Annotated in this window: 17 protein-coding genes; all 17 read left to right on the top strand. The window is 40.3% G+C overall.

Going from position 1 to position 17,468, the window contains the following annotated elements:
- The first annotated feature begins 79 nt into the window (after nt 1-79).
- The 17 genes from FA727_RS20295 to cshA all read left to right on the top strand — a co-directional run bounded on the left by FA727_RS20295 (nt 80) and on the right by cshA (nt 17,034).
- Nucleotides 80-1,549 carry a heme ABC transporter ATP-binding protein gene (locus tag FA727_RS20295; RefSeq protein WP_136833323.1) on the top strand — a complete coding sequence of 490 codons (1,470 nt, stop codon included), beginning with the start codon at nt 80-82 and terminating at the stop codon, nt 1,547-1,549.
- On the top strand, nt 1,546-2,526 hold the full coding sequence (gene cbiB, locus FA727_RS20290; protein WP_136833322.1) for an adenosylcobinamide-phosphate synthase CbiB: 981 nt from the start codon (nt 1,546-1,548) through the stop codon (nt 2,524-2,526). The genes FA727_RS20295 and cbiB overlap by 4 nt, the downstream gene beginning before the upstream one ends.
- Nucleotides 2,483-3,544: a threonine-phosphate decarboxylase CobD gene (cobD, locus tag FA727_RS20285; RefSeq protein WP_136833321.1), complete on the top strand. Its 1,062-nt coding sequence runs from the start codon at nt 2,483-2,485 to the stop codon at nt 3,542-3,544. The genes cbiB and cobD overlap by 44 nt, the downstream gene beginning before the upstream one ends.
- Nucleotides 3,541-4,083, top strand: a complete 543-nt coding sequence (locus FA727_RS20280) for a bifunctional adenosylcobinamide kinase/adenosylcobinamide-phosphate guanylyltransferase (protein ID WP_246041978.1) — start codon at nt 3,541-3,543, stop codon at nt 4,081-4,083. The genes cobD and FA727_RS20280 overlap by 4 nt, the downstream gene beginning before the upstream one ends.
- Entirely contained in the window at nt 4,080-5,582 is a 1,503-nt protein-coding gene (locus FA727_RS20275; protein ID WP_136833319.1) for a cobyric acid synthase, read from the top strand. The genes FA727_RS20280 and FA727_RS20275 overlap by 4 nt, the downstream gene beginning before the upstream one ends.
- The gene (cobS, locus tag FA727_RS20270) at nt 5,579-6,364 is read left to right on the top strand and encodes an adenosylcobinamide-GDP ribazoletransferase (RefSeq protein ID WP_136833318.1); all 786 of its coding nucleotides are present in this window, start codon (nt 5,579-5,581) and stop codon (nt 6,362-6,364) included. The genes FA727_RS20275 and cobS overlap by 4 nt, the downstream gene beginning before the upstream one ends.
- A complete protein-coding gene (locus FA727_RS20265; RefSeq protein ID WP_136833317.1) occupies nt 6,322-6,948 on the top strand; it encodes a histidine phosphatase family protein in 627 nt (208 codons plus the stop codon). Before cobS ends, FA727_RS20265 begins: the two co-directional genes overlap by 43 nt.
- The gene (locus FA727_RS20260) at nt 6,900-7,301 is read left to right on the top strand and encodes a bifunctional adenosylcobinamide kinase/adenosylcobinamide-phosphate guanylyltransferase (protein WP_136833316.1); all 402 of its coding nucleotides are present in this window, start codon (nt 6,900-6,902) and stop codon (nt 7,299-7,301) included. Before FA727_RS20265 ends, FA727_RS20260 begins: the two co-directional genes overlap by 49 nt.
- A gap of 6 nt (nt 7,302-7,307) precedes the next feature.
- Nucleotides 7,308-7,901, top strand: coding sequence for a cob(I)yrinic acid a,c-diamide adenosyltransferase (locus FA727_RS20255; RefSeq protein WP_136833315.1), 594 nt, complete (start codon nt 7,308-7,310; stop codon nt 7,899-7,901).
- On the top strand, nt 7,882-8,358 hold the full coding sequence (locus FA727_RS20250) for an ECF transporter S component (protein WP_136833314.1): 477 nt from the start codon (nt 7,882-7,884) through the stop codon (nt 8,356-8,358). Before FA727_RS20255 ends, FA727_RS20250 begins: the two co-directional genes overlap by 20 nt.
- Nucleotides 8,355-9,032, top strand: a complete 678-nt coding sequence (locus FA727_RS20245) for an AIR synthase related protein (RefSeq protein WP_136833313.1) — start codon at nt 8,355-8,357, stop codon at nt 9,030-9,032. The genes FA727_RS20250 and FA727_RS20245 overlap by 4 nt, the downstream gene beginning before the upstream one ends.
- Nucleotides 9,033-9,044: 12 nt before the next feature.
- Nucleotides 9,045-9,662, top strand: a complete 618-nt coding sequence (locus FA727_RS20240) for a histidine phosphatase family protein (RefSeq protein ID WP_136833312.1) — start codon at nt 9,045-9,047, stop codon at nt 9,660-9,662.
- Nucleotides 9,663-10,031: 369 nt separating this feature from the next.
- Nucleotides 10,032-11,108 carry a D-alanine--D-alanine ligase gene (locus tag FA727_RS20235; protein ID WP_136833311.1) on the top strand — a complete coding sequence of 359 codons (1,077 nt, stop codon included), beginning with the start codon at nt 10,032-10,034 and terminating at the stop codon, nt 11,106-11,108.
- A gap of 86 nt (nt 11,109-11,194) precedes the next feature.
- Entirely contained in the window at nt 11,195-12,571 is a 1,377-nt protein-coding gene (locus FA727_RS20230; RefSeq protein ID WP_136833310.1) for a UDP-N-acetylmuramoyl-tripeptide--D-alanyl-D-alanine ligase, read from the top strand.
- A gap of 153 nt (nt 12,572-12,724) precedes the next feature.
- Nucleotides 12,725-14,044, top strand: coding sequence for a globin-coupled sensor protein (locus FA727_RS20225; protein WP_246041976.1), 1,320 nt, complete (start codon nt 12,725-12,727; stop codon nt 14,042-14,044).
- A 159-nt stretch (nt 14,045-14,203) separates the two neighbouring features.
- Nucleotides 14,204-14,890: an alpha/beta hydrolase gene (locus FA727_RS20220; protein ID WP_136833308.1), complete on the top strand. Its 687-nt coding sequence runs from the start codon at nt 14,204-14,206 to the stop codon at nt 14,888-14,890.
- Between the two features lie 647 nt (nt 14,891-15,537).
- On the top strand, nt 15,538-17,034 hold the full coding sequence (cshA, locus tag FA727_RS20215) for a degradosome RNA helicase CshA (protein ID WP_136833307.1): 1,497 nt from the start codon (nt 15,538-15,540) through the stop codon (nt 17,032-17,034).
- Nucleotides 17,035-17,468 lie beyond the last annotated feature (434 nt).

Raw genomic sequence — 17,468 nt, 5'->3', positions numbered from 1 at the left:
TTCAATTTTAGTCTCAAAAGCAACTAAGTTTGAGAAAAGAGTTTAATGAAGAGAAGAAGTATAGAAAGAAGTGGAACAGATGCTTAAGGTAGAACAGCTTTCAGGCGGATATTCAAATGAGCCGATCGTCAAGAATGTCTCCTTTCAAGTTCAGAAAGGGGAGCTTTTTGGCATTTTAGGCCCGAACGGAAGTGGCAAAACAACTTTACTAAAAATGATCAGTGGGATTTTGCCTTTTCAGTCTGGAACGATTTCGATCAAAGGGCAATCGATTAAAAGCTTTTCGATGAAAGAGTTAGCTAAAATGATGGCGGTTTTATCACAACATTCCTCCCAAGCTTTTTCATATACGGTTAAGGAAACGGTATCCCTAGGACGCTATGCACATCAAACCGGATGGTTTCGTTCATGGAGTGAAGAAGATGAACGAATCGTGCAAGAGGCGATGGAGCAAACAGGAATTCACGCGTTTCAAAACAAGAGTATTCAAGAGCTTTCAGGGGGAGAAAGACAGCGTGTCTTTTTGGCGCAATCATTAGTTCAGGAGCCTGAAATCCTTTTATTAGATGAACCGACGAACCATCTCGACCTTTCCTATCAAAAGGAATTGCTTGATTTATTAAAGCAGTGGACTCGAGAAAAAGGATTGACGGTCATCTCGATTTTTCATGATCTAAACTTAGCGAGTCTCTATTGTGACCGGCTTTTGCTTCTTGAAAATGGCTCGGTTCATACGAATGCTGTACCAAACGAAGTGGTGAAGGTGGATAAAATTAAAGAGGTGTACGATACCGATGTGGAAAAGCATCCGCATCCGTCTATTCCAGTTCCGCAAATGGTTCTTTTACCTAATTTTAATGGCGAGGAAAACATAGTAGAAATCGGACCGGAGTTCATGCGCTTTTCGAAGGAACATATCTCGCTTCATGCACCACTTCCACTTCGAACCATGTCATCTGGGGTTATCGGGTCTGGTGTTGGCTGGCATCAAACATTTGTTAATCGTCATGTAGATAAAACGTATGATTGTTCTGACCATCGAAACGAGATGCATCATTATCTAAAAGAACATGGCTTTGAACCTTCGCCAACGATTGGAATGATGACGGCTGTTTGGCTCGATGATGTTTCTTACAAGCTGATAAAAGGGGACAATTTTTCCATATTCGTCATCGTCACAGCGGGAGTTAGTAATGCGGTCGATGCTTCGAAAAGTGATCAACATTCCTTTGAAATGGTACCAGGTACCATCAATACTTGGATTTTTGTCAATGGGCAGCTGACGGAGGAGGCTTTTATTCAAAGCATCATGACTGCAACAGAGGCAAAGGTGAAGGTAATGGATTCAGAGAAAGTATTGGATTTGGTAACCGGAACGACGGCTACTGGAACATCAACCGATAGCATTCTTATTGCTGCTACGCAAATGGGCAAAAAATTAGAATTCGCCGGTACGATTACACCACTCGGAAAGCTAATCAGTCAAGGTGTCTTTGAGTGCACAACTGAAGCTATACGAAAAAGTCGTAAAAGGTTGAAAGCGAAATGATCTACCATTTATTTGCGATCACGATAGCAGTTATCATCGACTCTATAATTGGGGACCCTCCTCGTTGGCCGCACCCAGTAAAATGGATTGGTTCTACGATTTCATATTTCGAGAAACGATTAAATACGAACCATTTTCGTCGAGTAAAAGGGGTTGGAATGGTCCTTGTAATTGTAGTAATGGCATTTGCTGTGACAACCGCAATTGTGTGGCTGAGTTATGAGATTCATGTCATTGTAGGAATCCTAATAGAGAGCATCATAATTGCTACGACCATTGCTCGCAAAAGTCTGGAAGAAGCGGCTCTTGAAGTTTATGCACCGTTAGAAAATGAAGATTTACCTCAAGCTCGTTTAAAGCTTTCCTATATCGTCGGAAGGGACACGGAACGGCTTGATGAAAGTGAAATCGTCAGAGGGACTGTTGAGACAGTAGCTGAGAATACGAGTGATGGCGTAACAGCACCGTTATTTTGGGCGTTGATTGGTGGTGCTCCACTGGCTATGGTGTATAGGGCGATCAACACATGCGATTCGATGGTCGGGTACAAAAATGATCGCTATAAGTCATTTGGTTGGGCTTCGGCACGACTGGATGACATTGCGAATTGGTTCCCAAGCCGCATCACCGGAATGTTGATGTTACTCACTCATAAGCCACCTTTTGTGAAGCGCAAGAAAGCTTGGAAGATCTTCTTCCGTGATTCTAAAAAACATCCAAGTCCGAATAGCGGTTGGCTCGAGGCGGCAGTTGCTGTCCTATTAGGTGTTCAACTAGGTGGAGTGAACTACTACAAAGGAATTGTCTCCAATCGTGCAAAAATGGGAGAGCCTATCACAAACTTAGAAAAACATCACATCCTCATGACAAATCAAATTTTAACAAATACCACACTACTTTTTATCCTTCTACTTTGGATTGGAGGAATGCTAATTGAATTGGCCGTCACATGGAGCGAATCCTCAATACATCTATGAAACTATGAATATTCTCATGCCGGATGAAATCATTGACTTAAGCGCCAATATTAACCCGTTAGGTCCACCGAAGATTTTAAAAGAAAATTGGCCATCGTTTTATGACTCTATCGTAGAGTATCCAGATCCTGCTGCAAATAGGTTGAGGGAGACGGTTGCGAAAAAAGAAGATCTCGATAAAGAAATGATCATGATCGGAAATGGCGGGGCAGAGCTTATCTCACTATTAGGAAGAATGTTCGCTGAGAAGAAGGTTCTGATTATCCAACCAACCTTTTCCGAGTATGAAAAAGCCTGTCAGATAAACGGTTGTGAAGTAATACATCATTCACTCGATGAAAATTGGCAACTCAGGATTGAGCACTTGCCGATTGAAGACATTGATGCCATCTTCTTATGCAACCCCAATAACCCGACTGGTATGTCTTCTCCGTATGAACAAATGCTAGCCCTCTCTGAATTATGTAAGGAACGAGATATTTATCTAATTATTGATGAGGCTTTCTATGATTTTTGCGAAGACTATCAATCTCTTATTCCGATCGTGGGAAATTTCGCGAATGTCATTATGATCCGCTCGATGACGAAAATGTTTGCCATTCCTGGATTAAGGCTGGGGTATTTGTTAGCAGACGAAAAAGTGATTCAGAAACTGGCAAACTTTCAGTCCCATTGGAGTGTCAATGCTGTAGCGATGCTTGCTGGAGAACTATGCTTACGGGAAGTGGATTTTGTCCAAGAAACACGAACATACATAAAGAAGGAACGAGAAAAACTCTTTGCATTTTTTAACCTAGAAGGGTTTATCGTATCGCCTTCGAAAACGGATTTCTATTTACTTAAGGATCCAAATATAAAAGATCAGTTGCCATTATTCGAATTTCTCCTACGTCGTGGAATCGTACCTAGACATACGATGAATTTTCCAGGTATAGAGGGACAATGGCTCCGTTTTGCGATAAAGAGTTCGAATGAGAATAATCAATTACTCGAAGCGTTAAAGGAATGGAAAAAATGATTTTTATTACTGGTGGAGTCAGAAGTGGAAAAAGCACTTTTGCGGAAAAACTGGCCACTCAAAAAGCGATAGAACTCGAGGGTGATCTTCATTATCTTGCTACTGGAGTACCGAGTGATGAGGAAATGGAAAAGCGAATAGAAAGGCATCAGCAGGAGAGGCAAGTTAGTCATTTGAATTGGACGACATGGGAGCAATCAACAAAAATTGAAACCATTGCTTCTTCTTTTTCGAAAAAGGATGTTGTTCTTCTAGACTGTGTGACGACTCTATTAAACAATGAACTGTTTTCTCAAAAAGAATGGGACACAGAAATTTTAGGGAGATTGGTTCGTGGGTTTGAAACAATTCAAGAAAATTGTGCTGAGTTAATTCTAGTTAGTAATGAGGTGCTTTGGGAAGGAATTAGTGGAAATGAGCTTGTACTTCAATATAGTCGAATTCTAGGCCATCTTCATCAAGCACTTGTAGCCAGGTCTGATCACGCTTATTTAGTAGAGTCGGGAATCCCAATATTAATGAAGGGGGAGAGGCAATGAAAGGAGTCATGATTCAAGGTACAGCATCCGATGTCGGGAAAAGCCTGATTGTCACGGCTCTTTGTCGTCTTTTTGCCCTTGAAGGAAAAAAAGTTACACCTTTTAAATCTCAAAATATGTCCAATAATTCTTATGTGACCATGGATGGGAAAGAAATTGGTCGAGCCCAAGGGATTCAAGCAGAGGCTGCTAAGACAGAAGCGACTGTGTGGATGAATCCGATTTTGTTAAAGCCGCGATCTGACATGCAGTCGGAGGTTGTATTATTTGGCAAGGCAATTGAAACCTTATCAGGCCGAGGCTATCGGGAACATTTTTACGAAAAAGGATTAAAAGTGATTGAAGAATCACTTCAACATTTACAAGAAAGCTATGAGATTGTCGTTATTGAAGGAGCGGGAAGCCCTGTAGAAATTAATCTAAGGGACCGTGAGCTTGTCAATATGAAGGTTGCGGAAATCGCTGATGTTCCAGTTGTGCTCGTTGCTGATATTGACCGCGGTGGTGTTTTTGCTAGTGTAGTAGGAACTTTAGAACTGCTTGAGCCAGATGAAAGAAAAAGAGTAAAAGGGATTCTCATCAATAAATTTCGAGGAGACGTCACTCTTTTCGAAAATGGAATCAAGTGGCTAGAAGAGAAAACGGGAATACCGGTTTTAGGTGTTTTACCATTCGTGGAGAACCATATGATTGATGGTGAAGATTCCTTATCGATACAGCCAAACCGTACAGGAAATGGAGAGATCGATATTGCTGTTATTCATTTACCATTTATATCAAATTATAGTGACATTGAACCGTTTTATGATGAGGAAGATGTCAGCATCCGTTTTGTTAAAAATCCATCACAATTTGGTCAGCCTGATGCAGTGATCATTCCTGGTACAAAGAGTACAATTAATGATTTAACATCCTTGAAGGAAACTGGGCTTGCAGATGCGATCGTTGATTATGTGAAAAAAGGTGGCCGTGTCGTTGGTCTATGCGGTGGCTATCAAATGCTCGGGCAAGACATTATCGATGCAACAGGGTCTGATTCAGGAGTAGTTGGAACTCGACTGAAGGGATTAAATATAATTCCCGGAGTGACCATTTTTGTTAAGGAAAAGAAGACAGTCCGCTTCAAGGGGCACTATTCGCATGCAACTGGACTTACAGGGAAGAACTTGATTGAAGGCTATGAAATTCATCTTGGTGTGACAGAATTACTTGAAAAAGAAAAGTCCTTTTTATCTTTAGAGGATGGGTCGTCAGAGGGGTACTACGGATTCGATGGAAAGATTATCGGCACATATGTCCATCACCTTTTTCATAATGATGAATGGAGAAATCATTGGTTAAATCAGATTCGTCAAAACAAGCAACTTCCTTTGCGAGAAGCCGTATATCGCCAGGACTTGAAAGAGCAGAAATTCGATGAACTTAGTCTCACTATGAAAAAGCATATGGACTGGGAAAGAATAAAGGAAATTATAGATAGTTGGGGTCAGGGATCATGAAATTTTTAAAAGGATTTCTATTAAATCTACAATTTTTCACATCGATTCCTATTCGATCGGCACTCCCGATGGATAAAAAGCATCTACAGAGCAGTATAAAGTCATTTCCATTAGTTGGTTTGCTGCAAGGTATTCTGTATAGCGGATTGGCCTATGTTCTAATCGAATGGACTCCTTTTTCATCTGTGGCGATCGCTTTTCTATTATGGCTAGCGACCATCATCATTACGGGTGGAATTCATTTAGATGGTTGGATGGATGTGAGCGATGCTTACTTCTCTTATCAGGACAGGGAAAAAAGATTAGAAATTATGAAGGATCCTAGAATTGGAGCTTTCGGTGTTCTGTCGGTCATTGTTTTATTGGGCAGCCGCTTTTTATTTATTTATGAGATTGTGGGTTCGATGACCTTCGTCAGTTACATTATGATGGTGTTCATTCCCTTTTTGGGAAAAAGTGTGATGGGCGAAGTGCTGGTATCGATTCCGGCAGCGAAAAAAGAAGGCTTGGCCGCTATGTATCAAGAAGCAGGAGATCGCAGCTCAATAGTCGTATATCCAATTTATCTAGCGATCGTCGCTTTTTTTGCACAATGGATAGGTTTGATTATTCCTTATTTCATTTTATTAGTGGTGGCACTCGCTTGCTATAGCTTCATTCGTGTAAAATCTATAAAATGGTTTAATGGCATTACAGGAGACGTAGTAGGAGCATCAGTAGAAGGGACTGAAATCATTTTATGGCTAACACTGTGGTTATTACACTATTTCGTCATGGTTTAACAGAAGGAAATAAAAGAAAGGCGTATATGGGGTGGAATGATTCCCCTTTATGTGAAGAGGCAGTTACGAAGATTTCTAGCTACCAATTAAAGCCTAAATCCTATGATTTGTTCATAAGCAGTGATTTAAATCGTTGTTTACACACGATGAAGCTTTTGTTTCCAGTTGTTGTACCAGAAATGGTTGGAGAATTTAGAGAGATGCACTTTGGAACATTTCAAGGGAAGACCTATGAGGAATTGCAGGAAGAAGAGAGCTATCAAAAGTGGCTTGAGGACCCAATTGCCTACGCTCCTCCTGAAGGTGAAACGTACGAGCAATTTGCTAATCGAGTTGATAAAGGTTGGAAGCAAGTCCAGCAATATGTGTTTGAAAAAGGCATCCGTAGACCACTCATTGTGACTCATGGAGGCGTAATAAAATATTTGTTAAGTCAGTATGGTCCTGAGAAAAAGGAATTCTGGGATTGGAAAGTCGTTCATGGAAACGGCTATGAGCTTGTTTTTGATTTGGAGCAACTAAGGAGGAATGAACCTTGCATTTCGTTACGGGAGGTGCCTATAACGGAAAACGCCAATGGGTAAGAGATAGGTATCCAGAGGCTAAATGGATCTCTGCATATAATGGGTCGCCCATTTTAGCAGAATTAGATGCCCCGGTTGTGGTCCTTGAAGGTTTGGAGAAGTGGGTGAGAGAAAATTCTTACACGCGAGAAGAGTGGAAAAGGCAGATAGAAAAATGGCTAAATTGGGAGAACGAGTCCAGTTTTCAACGGGTCGTTCTTATTGGTACAGATATATCCAAAGGGATTGTGCCGATGGAGAAGGAACATCGTGGATGGCGTGATCTGACGGGCTGGGTTTATCAAGATGTGGCAGCTGTTAGTAAGCGGGTTGATCTAATTTGGTATGGAGTAAATCAAACAATTAAGGGGTGACGAGGAATGAGATTGTACACAAGAACTGGTGATAAGGGACAAACAAGTATTATTGGTGGAAGAGTGGATAAGGACGATATTCGTGTTGAAGCATATGGAACTGTTGATGAGGTAAACTGTTTTGTCGGGCAGGCGGTTACGGAATTGGACGAAAGCTTGTTTAAAGATGTTCTTTCTGATTTGGAAAAAATTCAGCATGAGCTGTTTGATTGTGGCGGAGACTTAGCGAATGTGACGAAAAAACGGGAACCAAAGCTAACAGAGGAAGCGATCACTTATTTGGAAAGTAAAATTGATGAGCTAATTGTCGAGGCTCCAGAGCTAGAGCGATTTATTTTGCCAGGTGGGGCAAAGGCTTCCGCTTCCATCCATATTGCGCGCACCGTAACAAGAAGAGCAGAGCGCCTTGTCGTAAGTCTGATGAAAGCAGATGATACCACTCCAGTCGTTTGTCTTCAGTATTTGAATCGACTATCAGACTACTTTTTTGCCTTAGCGAGAGTCATCAATTTCCGTCTCAATGTGAAGGACGTCGAATACATTAGGAGCGCCAATGTATTCCGAGGAGGAAAACGAAAAGATGAACGGAAAGAAGATTAGCCTCTTAGCTTTGTTTATTGGCATTTCCGTTGTTGGGGCGAGCTTGAAAATTCCTGCGATTATTGGAAGTGTGGCGTTAGATGCCTTTCCAGCATTGCTGGCAGCTACTTTTTTCGGTGGAGGAGCAGGCGCAATTGTCGCTGGCGTTGGCCACATGATTTCCGCTCTTTTGGGTGGAATGCCGATGGGGCCACTTCATTTTGTCGTAGCGGTTGAAATGGCCCTGCTTGCCTTACTGTTCGCTTATACTTGGAAAAGAAAATGGCTGGCGAGTGTCCTATTTATTTTCGGGAATGCAATCCTTGCACCGATTCCGTTTATTTATATATATGATTGGGCTTTTTATGTAGCGCTTGTGCCATCTCTACTAATCGGTTCGATTGTGAATACGGCAGTTGCCCTTTTATTGATCTCGAGAATTCAACATATCTTTACTAGGGGAGTCGTAAAAGGATGAGAGATGCTTTGTTAATTCCGATTAGTGTGCGGGAATCTCTTGTCATCACAACTGATAATAGCGGTGGAATTGGCATGAAGGAACAGGACCTAGTGCAAGTTCCTTATGACACGGTTGGTTATTTCTCTTTTCGGGTCGCGATGATGGAGTGCTTAGCGGCAGGAGCAAGGCCACTTGCGGTAGTCATTCAAAATTTTTGCGGAGAATCGGAATGGAAAGAGCTTGTTGCTGGTGTTCAAAAGGGCGTGCTTGAGCTTGGCATAGAAAATATTCAGATCACTGGAAGCACGGAAAGTAATTTTCCGTTTGTTCAATCAGCAGTGGGATTGAATGTCATTGGGCTAAAATCAAATAGTACCAAAGTGATAGATTCTTCGGCAGTCGCCTTAATCGGTCTGCCGTTAGTGGGACATGAGGTGTTGGAACAAGCAGAAAAGGTTGCCCCGTTATCTCTTTTTTATCAATTGAGTTTGCGCGAGGATGTATTGCTCTGGCCAGTCGGCTCTAAAGGAGTTGAGCACGAGCTTCAAAGACTTGATCTGATGATAGATTCTTATGAAATTAATTTTAAGAAATCTGGAGGTCCTGCGACGAGCTTCTTAATCATGTATCCGAAGGAACGTGAAAAAGAAATAGCTGAAATAGCCGGAACATACTTTCATTCTTTACAGTGAGGAGCAAAGTGGATGCTACAATTTTTTTTCGTCAGACATGGAGAGACCGAATGGAATATAGAAAAAAGATTACAAGGACGCAGGAATTCGGAGTTAACGGAGAATGGTGTTCGGGATGCTGAACTTTTAGGAGTACGGCTTGCCACGACAGATTTTGACGCAGTCTATGCAAGCCCAAGTAAGCGTACAGTTGAGACAGCAAAGCTGATTATGGGTGAACGCACACTTCCTTTTAAAACGGATGAACGGTTGATGGAAATTGATTTAGGTGAATGGGAAGGGCGAACTGTGGGTGAAATTCAACAGTCAGAGCCCGAACTGTACTATCTTTATCAAGAAAGCCCGAGTCAGTTTAAAGGAACAGGTGAAAACTTTCAGGATGTGAAAAACCGCGTAGAGGCTGTGTTAGCTGAATTAGTGGGAGCCCATCCATCTGGTAATCTATTAATTGTTACTCATGGCGTTGTCATTAAGGTGTTGCAGACCATTTTTAAGAACCGTTCGTTAGATCTTGTTTGGGAACCTCCATATATTGAAGGAACGAGCTTGACGATAGTCAAAATGGAGGACGGAAAAAGAGAATTGCTCCTTGAGGGAGATATTTCTCATAAGGAGAGTAAACTTGTTTGAATCTATCCCTTAGAAATTCTAAGGGATTTTCTTTTTTGTAGAACAATTAAAATTATTCAAATACTTATCCTTATCATTACAAATACAACAAATGTTTAAGGGATATTGACAAATTATAGGCAGGTTTGTAAGGTGTTAATCAAGTGGTAATTTTCATAAACATATTAGGAAAGAGATTTTCGTTTAGGAGAAAAGCCTATTTTTCGCGCCAACAATAAATCATAAATATTTTACTGACGCAAAAATCTTAAAAAATGTTTATCTTATCCTCGTCCTTTTTTAATAAAGTGATAAAATAAAGAAGTGTTTTTGGAGGATTTATAATACTTACGTAATGGAAAACTGCCCTAAAAAATGGAGGTACGTTATATGAAAACAAAATTAGGCTTATTGTACGGGGGAAAATCTGCTGAACATAAAGTTTCATTGCAGACGGCACTCGCTGTTATAAATGCATTAGACCATGAAAAATTCGAGATTCATCCAATCTTTATTATGGAAACGGGCGAATGGATCAAAGGACCTCTTTTAGATGGCCCAGTTGAAACGGTTGCTGCTTTGCAATTTTCGCGTGGGGAAGCACTGCCACCAACAGCATTAGCACCTACTCTATTCCAAGCAGAAAACAAGAACGAATCCTTTGATATCATTTTCCCACTTCTTCATGGACCAAATGGTGAAGACGGAACGGTACAGGGTCTATTAGAACTATTGAACCTTCCTTATGTAGGAAATGGCGTCCTAGCTTCATCAGCAGGAATGGACAAAGTAATTATGAAAAATATTTTTGCTCAAGCAGGACTACCACAGGTGAACTATGTATGGTTTATCCGTAGCGAATGGGAGCAAGATAATAATAGTGCGTATGAAAAAGTGGAAGCGGAAATCGGCTATCCTTGCTTTGTGAAACCAGCGAACCTTGGTTCAAGCGTAGGGATTAGCAAATGCTCTAATCGTGAAGAACTAGTAGAAGCATTTAAAGAAGCCTTCCAATTTGACCGCAAAATTATCATTGAAGAAGGTGTCATCGCTAGAGAAGTAGAGCTTGGCGTGCTTGGAAATGACAATCCAGAATGCTCAGTAACAGGAGAAATCATTCCGAAAGTAGAATTCTATGACTACAAGGCGAAGTATGAAGATGGGGATACAGCATTGGTGATCCCAGCGGAAATTACGAAGGATGAATACGAGCTTCTTTACGGCTTGGCGATTAAAGCATTCAAGTCCTTAGATTGTTCTGGTTTGGTTAGAGCGGACTTTTTCTTAACAAAGGACGGCAAAGCGTACATTAATGAAGTGAACACGATGCCTGGGTTTACCCCATTTAGTATGTTCCCGTTATTGTGGAAGCACACTGGTGTGGAATATCCACAATTAATTGAGCGTCTAGTGAAGCTTGGGATGGAACGCTATGAGGAAAAGCAAAAGATTAAGTACACAATCTAAATTTTAGGATTAGAGCTTAAGAAAAATTTTCATAAAAGGGCACGGCAAAGGCCGTGTCTCTTCATATTACATTGGGGGTTACTCTGGTGATTAAGAAAACTTTAGAGCAAATCAAAAGCATGATTCAAGTGGAAAACAACATCGACTCCTTTGGACATGTAGAGATTCGTGGTGTAACAATTGATTCAAGAAAAATTAATCAAGGAAATTTGTTTGTCCCTTTTAAAGGGGAACAGGTAGATGGACATCGTTATGTCGAGGACGCATTGAATAAGGGTGCTGCGGCAGCTCTTTGGCAAAAAGATGTACCGAATCCTCCAGAGGGCCTTCCGATTATCGTGGTCGAGGACACGCTCATTGCCTTGCAGGAATTGGCTAGAAGCTATCGTTCGGAGTTAGACATTAAGGTTGTCGGCATCACAGGAAGTAATGGCAAAACAACGACCAAGGACATGACTGCCAATCTCCTAAACCTGAAATATAAGGTTCAGAAAACAGAAGGCAACTTTAATAATCACATCGGATTACCATTAACGATTTTGGGCTTAGAAACGGATACGGAAATTGCTGTCTTAGAAATGGGCATGAGTAGTATCGGAGAAATTGAATTATTAACATTAATCGCTTGTCCGGATGCCGTCATTATTACGAATGTTGGAGAGGCTCATCTCCAGGATTTAGGCTCACGCGAGCGAATTGCAGATGCAAAGTCGGAAATCGTTAAAGGTTTATGTGAGAATGGCCTGATAGTTTATCATGGGGATGAACCACTTCTTCGAGAACGTATGGCACAATTCGAAAGCGTAGCGCAACTGAAAACCTTTGGTCGCTTTGAATTTAACACAATGCATCCGACATCGATCCAGCCAACAGATAATGGAAGCTATTTTAAGGTAAATGGGTTTGAGAAAGAATTTGAACTTCCTGTTTTGGGAACCCACAATATTTTAAATGCATTAGCTGCCATGCTAGTTGCTGATCACTTTGGTGTATCGTTTGAACAGATGAACAGCGGTTTTTCCACATTAAAGGTCACGAATATGCGCATGGAGCTTGTTGAAGGAAGCAATGGAGAAAAGATCATTAATGATGCTTATAATGCCAGCCCCACTTCGATGAAAGCTGCAATTGAATTAGTGACCAGCTTAAGTGGATACGAAAAGAAAATTCTAGTTCTAGGAGATATGCTCGAATTGGGACCTGAGGAACAGTCTTTCCATTTTGAAGTAGGAAAAGAAATTGACAGTAATCAAATAAATTATGTCTTTACATATGGTCAATTAGGAGAGTTTATCGCGAATGGGGCGAAGGAAGTTTTTCCGGAAGAACGTATCTTTGCTTTCCAAGATAAAACTTTGTTGCTCGAGGAATTAAAGAAATACACAAATCCAAAGACGCTGATTTTAGTCAAAGGCTCTCGTGGTATGAAGCTTGAAGAAGTTGTTCAAGGACTACAGGGATAAAACAAAGAAGAAATCTTGCTAACTAGTAAGGTTTCTTTTTTTTTATTTGTGGAAGAATTCATAATTTTGTTAGATTGTTTATAAAAACCGCTCAGCTTACTCCATTATACTAATACGTATAGTTCTAAAGCATTAGAGATGGAGGGCGATTTATTGAAGATTATAGAGAGAGCGTTTCGGAGAAATGATTCAAAAGATGCTGGAGTGGGGACTGGCATACATACTCATGATTTTCATGAACTCAAAAAGAAAGATTTCGGAAGACAATTGATGTTTGTTGGGCTGTCAGAAGAAGACTTAAGAAATCTAGCAGACATGCGACCGTTTATGGAGAAAAATGCTCCTACAATCGTTGATGCTTTCTACAAAAAGCTCGAAGTGATGCCAAATTTAATGGAGATTATCAATAAGCATTCGACCATTGTTAAGCTAAAGAAAACTTTTACCCAATATTTAATGGATATGGTTACTGGGAAAATTGATGATGAATATGTGACGCGAAGAAGAGTGATTGGAAATGTACATAATCGTATCGGCTTATTTCCAGAATGGTATATCGGGGCTTATGCCCTCATTCAAAATGAAATGCTTAAGCTTTTAACAAAGGAATTTACGACTGGGGAAGAAGGATTGAAGTATTATTTATCCTTCCAAAAATTATGTTCCTTTGATATGCAAATTGGCATTTCAACCTATATTGAGTCATACACCTCTTCGATGATGAAACTGAATGAAATTGAAGAGGTACAACGTCGCCTCAATGATTCTGCGACGACATTAGCGGCAAGTGCAGAGGAAACGACATCGTCTATCGCAGATAAAGAAGGGCTAGTACGAGAAATGCTTGTAGAGGTAGAGAAGATGTCAGAATCCTCAATGGAAATGATCGCTTCAGTGGACCTTGGCAAGCAGGATGTGTCGTCAGCATTAATAAAAGTCAATAATGTTGTAGACTTGATCGAGTCAACGAAAGCCTTAATACATGAATTAAGTGACAGTTCTGCAAAGATTGGGCAAGTGGTTAAGGCCATTCGCGGAATATCGAACCAAACGAATATCTTATCCTTGAATGCAGCGATTGAAGCGGCTCGTGCAGGCGAACATGGGAAAGGTTTTTCCGTTGTCGCACAAGAAGTACGAAAGCTTGCCAATCAAACAGAACAAGCACTTGATCATATTCAAGGTCAGATCAGTACCGTGCAGGAGACGATAGTCAAATTCGAAAGTAGTTTTAAACAAATCGTTGAAGAAACGAGCCTTTTTCGAGAAACAAATCGACATATTATCGAAATATTAGAGGGCTCACTTGAAAATGTGCGAGCCAATGATGGAAGAGTTCGTCATTTTAACGGATTCATACAGGAATTTAAAAAGACATTTGATGAAATCTCCCATGCCTCCTATCAAATTGCCTCGATGGCAGAGCAATTAAGCAATTTAAATAATGAACTGACCGAGAAATTTCATGATTAAATTTTTGAGACGATTGATAGTGCTTATTATCAGTCGTTTTTCCAATTTTTTCAGTATGTATCATTGGAATCGAGGTTTGAATACGGTGTAAAATAGGTATATGTCTAGATAAATGGGTCATTCTAAAAATGGATTTACTTGGACAGGTGGTGTTTGGCTTTGATCGGATGTTTATGTATACACGGATTTACAGGCGATCCTACTGAGGTAGAGCCTTTAGTTGAACATTTAAGAACAACCACTGACTGGCAATTTGCTGTACCGACACTTCCTGGTCATGGTGAATCACGTGCTTTAAAAGGGATTAGCTATAATCAGTGGATTGAACATGCTGAAAAAGAGCTTCAGGAGCTTCTGAAAACCTGTGATACGGTTTATGTTGTGGGATTTTCCATGGGTGGGCTAATTGCTAGCTATTTGGCCGTTCATTACCCGATTAAAAAACTTATTTTACTAAGTGCGGCGGCTTATTATGTGAATCCAAGGCAACTGGCGGTTGACGTTGTAGGCATGATGAAAGATACCTTTAAGGGAACTTTGAAAGAAAACGAATTATTTATAAGGTATTCGCGAAAAATTAAAGAAACTCCGATCGCGGCAACTGTGCAATTTCGGAAGCTTGTTAATAGCATTAAGCCACTGCTTCCAAAGGTGACAATTCCAACATTGATTGCACAAGGTGAGAGTGATGGAGTGGTTCCGCCAAGAAGTGCTCAATATTTATATGAGCATATTAGTACACCTGATAAGAAACTTATCTATTTAAAGGAATCAAAGCATTTGATCTGTCATTGTAATGAAAGAGAAAAGCTGTTTCAAGAAGTCGTTGATTTTCTACAAAAATAATATAAGAGAAAAATTGGAAGCAAAAATATTGCAGGTCTAGCGTTCCAGATAATTGCATTCAGTTCTTTAAAGTGTTAAAATTGGTTCAAAGTGTCAACGAAGAATTTCATTTCGGACATACTCCTGTGAGGGGAATGTCTTTTTCACTTTATAGATGGAACCATTTCTAACCCCCACATTAGAGAGATTCTAACTGAATCAATTATTAAAACCTCAGTTACAGCATTCATACTCAAATGGCTTATTTGCTGAAATAAGATTTTTTCTATTGGTGAAAGATAAGATCGGGATGTTATTTTTAAAAAATAAATTTAAATAAAGAAAACTGTTTGCTCCACATTTGTATCTAATTTGCTAATTAGATTGACATGATGGAATATTCGATAGATTTTTTGAGGAGCGCTAGGAAGTTTTACTCGAGGTTTCTTTAACCTCTAGGATAGTTGAAGATAACTTAAGACGATACACTTAAGGAATCTTTTGTTTGTCATTCCGTTCGCGAACCTCTTCTTTCTCTCACTTACACGATGACCTTGGTCAACGATTGCTTTTTCTGATCGTATGTTGCAGCGGTTAGATAGCTTGAACAATCATTGTTCGTAAAGGCACAGGAGCAGTTTTCTAAACAAGAAGGAGAATGAAAAACATTGACAAAGTTTGAAGACTTAGGCATTAGCTCAGCTACGATGAAATCTTTAAAGAAAATGGGATTTGAGGAGGCAACTCCAGTTCAGACTGAAACAATTCCATTAAGCTTACAAAACAAGGACTTGATCGGGCAAGCACAAACAGGTACAGGTAAAACAGCTGCATTTGGTATCCCTTTGATCGATAAAATCGATAATGAATCCAATGTTATTCAAGGGATAGTTATCGCCCCAACTCGTGAGTTAGCAGTACAGGTTTCAGAAGAACTATATAAAATCGGTTATGGTAAAAGAGCAAGAGTCCTTGCAATCTACGGAGGACAAGACATTAACCGTCAAATCCGCGCATTAAAAAATAATCCGCAAATCATTGTCGGAACTCCTGGTCGTATTTTGGATCATATTAACCGTAAAACGATTAAATTAGAAAATATCCATACAGTTGTTCTAGATGAAGCGGATGAAATGTTAAACATGGGCTTTATTGAAGATATCGAGTCAATCTTAGCGAAAACACCAACTGAGCGCCAAACGTTGCTATTCTCTGCAACGATGCCAGCTCCAATTCAAAGAATGGCTGAAAAGTTCATGAAGGATCCTCAAATCGTTCGTGTAAAAACGAAAGAAATGACAGTTCCTTTAATCGAACAGTATTATGTAGAAGTTCAAGAAAAGAGCAAGTTTGACGTTCTTACAAGACTTCTTGATATCCAAACCCCTGAGCTTGCTATCGTATTTGGTCGTACTAAGCGAAGAGTAGATGAGCTTGCTGAGGCACTAAACCTACGTGGTTATATGGCTGAAGGAATTCACGGAGATTTAAGCCAAGCAAAACGTCTGTCTGTTTTACGTAAGTTTAAAGAAGGTTCAATTGATGTCCTTGTTGCTACTGATGTTGCAGCACGTGGATTGGACATTTCTGGTGTAACACATGTCTATAACTTTGATATTCCTCAAGACCCTGAAAGTTATGTTCACCGTATTGGACGTACAGGTCGTGCGGGTAAAGAAGGCGTAGCGATGACATTCATTACACCACGAGAAAAGTCATACTTGGGTGTTGTTGAAAGAACAACGAAGAGAAAAATGGAGAAGATGAAGCCACCAACTTTAGATGAGGCATTAGAAGGTCAGCAAAAAGCTGTACTTGAAAAAATTCTTCAATCTATCGATTCAAACAATCTACAATTTTACAAGCAAGCAGCTGAAGAATTGTTAGAACAACAAGATGCAACAACTGTAGTTGCTGCTGTCCTAAAAATGCTTACAAAAGAGCCAGATACAACTCCAGTTAAATTAACTGAAGAAAAGCCACTTCCGAACAAGAGAGAAAGACGCTCTGGCGGAGGAGGCGACCGTCGAGGCGGCGGTAAGTTTGATTCTCGTGACCGTAAGAGAGGTTCTTACAAGCCAAGACAAGGTCAAAGCCGTGGTGGTAGCGAAGGCGGAAAACGCTACAACAACAGTGGTAAACCAAGAACAAATTCTGCGAAATAAGTTTTTATATAAGAAAGGCTGTACCTTCGGGTGCGGTCTTTTTTTGTGGCGAGCTCATGCGCACAATGTTTATGTTGTTTCTGGAGATAGTGTCTTCATGAAATGTTCATGCGGACACTATCCGCAGGATTCTCGCAATAGTTGTCTTTATGGAGCGTTCATGGGGACACTATCCACAGGATTCCCCCAATAGTTGTCTTTATGGAGCGTTCATGCGGACACTATCCGCAGGATTCTCGCAATAGTTGTCTTTATGGAGCGTTCATGGGGACACTATCCACAGGATTCCTCCAATAGTTGTCTTCATGGAGCGTTCGAGACCACTGAAAAAGTGGGGTATTTTTTTAGATACTTTGATCGGAAATCGAAAATGAGAGATTATATAGCTGCTTTAGAGGATAGTATGCCTGCTATCCTCTTTAAATTTACCGCTA

This window comes from Robertmurraya kyonggiensis, assembly GCF_005116465.1.
Classification (GTDB): Bacteria; Bacillota; Bacilli; order Bacillales; family Cytobacillaceae; genus Robertmurraya; species Robertmurraya kyonggiensis.
The sequence above is the reverse complement of the archived record's forward strand: the minus strand, read 5'-3'. Positions and strand labels throughout refer to the sequence as shown.

What these genes read in the sequence shown, in the direction of transcription:
- FA727_RS20280 (WP_246041978.1), top strand. Translation starts at nt 3,541, where the DNA reads ATGATTTTTATTACTGGTGGAGTCAGAAGTGGAAAAAGCACTTTTGCG.
- FA727_RS20245 (WP_136833313.1), top strand. Translation starts at nt 8,355, where the DNA reads ATGAGAGATGCTTTGTTAATTCCGATTAGTGTGCGGGAATCTCTTGTC.
- FA727_RS20235 (WP_136833311.1), top strand. Translation starts at nt 10,032, where the DNA reads ATGAAAACAAAATTAGGCTTATTGTACGGGGGAAAATCTGCTGAACAT.
- FA727_RS20275 (WP_136833319.1), top strand. Translation starts at nt 4,080, where the DNA reads ATGAAAGGAGTCATGATTCAAGGTACAGCATCCGATGTCGGGAAAAGC.
- FA727_RS20255 (WP_136833315.1), top strand. Translation starts at nt 7,308, where the DNA reads ATGAGATTGTACACAAGAACTGGTGATAAGGGACAAACAAGTATTATT.
- FA727_RS20295 (WP_136833323.1), top strand. Translation starts at nt 80, where the DNA reads ATGCTTAAGGTAGAACAGCTTTCAGGCGGATATTCAAATGAGCCGATC.
- FA727_RS20240 (WP_136833312.1), top strand. Translation starts at nt 9,045, where the DNA reads ATGCTACAATTTTTTTTCGTCAGACATGGAGAGACCGAATGGAATATA.
- cobS (WP_136833318.1), top strand. Translation starts at nt 5,579, where the DNA reads ATGAAATTTTTAAAAGGATTTCTATTAAATCTACAATTTTTCACATCG.
- cbiB (WP_136833322.1), top strand. Translation starts at nt 1,546, where the DNA reads ATGATCTACCATTTATTTGCGATCACGATAGCAGTTATCATCGACTCT.
- FA727_RS20265 (WP_136833317.1), top strand. Translation starts at nt 6,322, where the DNA reads ATGGCTAACACTGTGGTTATTACACTATTTCGTCATGGTTTAACAGAA.
- FA727_RS20250 (WP_136833314.1), top strand. Translation starts at nt 7,882, where the DNA reads ATGAACGGAAAGAAGATTAGCCTCTTAGCTTTGTTTATTGGCATTTCC.